Origin of the sequence: Paraburkholderia sp. Ac-20336, from assembly GCF_017105025.1 — a bacterium.
GTDB lineage: Bacteria > Pseudomonadota > Gammaproteobacteria > Burkholderiales > Burkholderiaceae > Paraburkholderia.
This window is the reverse complement of the sequence record NZ_JAAGPS010000274.1, coordinates 1-2,056: the sequence shown is the minus strand read 5'-3', so window position 1 is coordinate 2,056 and position 2,056 is coordinate 1. Positions and strand designations below refer to the sequence as shown.

Here is a 2,056-nt window from a genome sequence, read left to right as displayed (position 1 = left end):
GTGTCCCCCACGCGTCTTGCCCAGGGCCCGCTGGGCGCGGGCATGACGGCGGCCACCGCGTGGTTCGACCGGCTGATGGTCAGGAAGAGCGCGGCGGAAGCCGCTGCGGTGGCGCGCGCCACCGCGCTGGCCGACGCCGGTTACGCGGTGTTCCGGGACGCGGCGCGCGTGGGTTGCAGCGAATACGAACTGATCGCCGAAGTCGAAGCGTGGTTCCGCAGCCAGGGATGCCCCGAGAACTTCGTGATTCTCGGCACGGGCGGTCGCGAAGTGCGCGGCATGCATCCGCCCGGCGACAGGCGCATCGCGGCGGGCGATCTCGTGACCACCGAACTCACGCCGTGCGTCGACGGCTACTACGCGCAGATCTGCCGCACGCTCGTGGTCGGCGAGCCGACCGACACGCAGCTGCGCGCCTATGCGGTCTACCGGGAGGCGCTCGAAGCGGGGATCGCGGCGGTGCGACCCGGCGCGACGCACGGCGACGTGGCGCGCGCGCAGAACGACGTGTTCCGCCGCCACGGTCTCGGGGACTACGTGACGTCGGCGTATACGCGGGTGCGCGGCCACGGCGTGGGCCTTTTCGTCGACGGGCCGCACGTGCTGGAAAACGTCGAACTCGTGCTCGAGCCCGATATGACGCTGATCGTGCACCCCAACACGTATCACCCCGAGGCCGGCTATATGGTGCTCGGCGATACGGTGCGCGTGACGGCGAGCGGCTGCGACGTTCTCACGGGAACGACGCGCGATCTCATCAGTGTGCCGGCCTGACCGCCTGCGTAAAAGGAGTCCTGACTATGCGTCGAGGTTTGATCAGCTGGTCGCGGGAGGAAGTCCCGCAAGCGATACTGGAAGCCCGCGTGGCGCGGTTGCAGCAGGCGATGCGGGAGGCGCGCCTGGATGCGGTGCTGGCCTATACGTCGTTCGCGCAGCCCGCGCCCGTGCAGTGGCTCACGCACTTCGTGCCGTACTGGAGCGAGGCGCTCGCGGTGGTGTTGCCGCACGGCGCGCCGACGCTGCTCGCCGCGCTGACGCCGCGCGTGCATCCGTGGATTCGCGAGGTTTCGCATCTGGGCGAGGTCGTGTCGGCGCCGCGTCTTGGCGAGAAGACAGGGGAGTTTCTGCGCGAGCAGGGACTCGGAGATCGTGCCGATAGCAAGGCGCGCATCGGCGTGATTGGTCTGGATGGGCTGCCGTGGTCCGTGGGCGAGCCGCTCGTGAAGGCATTCGGTGAAGACAGTCTCGTCGACGCCAGTGCGCTCTACGCGCAATTGCGGCAGACCGCGGATCGCGCCGAACTCGATCTCGCGAAACGCGCCACGGCGATCGGCGAGGCCGCGCTGCTCGCGATTCCGGCCGGCGCGACGCGTGCCGCCGAGGTGCTGGCGGCGATCGAAGCGTCGGCACGCCGCGCGGGCGCGGAAGAAGTGTTGCTGCGAATCGCACCGGATTTCACGCGCAACGCCACGCTCTCGCGCATGGAAGGCGACGCGCCGCTCGGCGAACGCTACGCGGTGGAGCTGTCGGTGGCCTACAAGGGTAGCTGGGTGCGGGTGAACCGCTGCGTCGCGTCGGGTGGCGAGCCGTTGTCGTGGCAAACCTCGAGCCGCTGGCTGACGGATGCCGCTGCGTCGCTCTCCGTCGCGCAGGCGGCGCCGCGCTTCGCCGACGTGCCGGGCGGCGGCGCGCTGAACGCGTGGACGCTCGAGACCAGCGTGGGCGTGTATCCGCTGTCGGTCGTGGCCGCGCATGACCGGCCACCGGTCGCGGCGTTGTCCGCCGGCGGCCTCGCGGTGCTCTCGGTCGAACTCGCCTTGCCGGACGGCCCGTGGCGCGGCAGCGTGCCGCTCGCGGTCGCCGCCGACGGCCGCGAGAGCATCTCGCTCGCCTCATGAGCGGCATGCCTGTGTCCACGTTCATCGAGGAACTCGCCGGGTTCGCGGCGTCGGCGTCGAGCGAGCCGCATCGCGAGGCGATCGGCCTGCAACTCGCCGATTCGGCCATTGCTTTGCTCGCGGGCGCGGCGAGCGCGGAAGGCCAGGCCGTGCGGCGA

The 2,056-nt window shown here is 70.7% G+C and carries 2 protein-coding genes; both read left to right on the top strand.

Annotation, left to right across the window (positions count from 1 at the left end; translation table 11 throughout):
* Nucleotides 1–774, top strand: a 774-nt coding sequence (locus GXB81_RS30945; RefSeq protein WP_205991203.1) for a Xaa-Pro peptidase family protein, incomplete at its 5' end; no start/stop codon positions are given.
* Nucleotides 775–800: 26 nt separating this feature from the next.
* Nucleotides 801–1,898, top strand: coding sequence for an aminopeptidase P family N-terminal domain-containing protein (locus tag GXB81_RS30940; protein WP_167284193.1), 1,098 nt, complete (start codon nt 801–803; stop codon nt 1,896–1,898).
* Nucleotides 1,899–2,056: the final 158 nt, after the last annotated feature.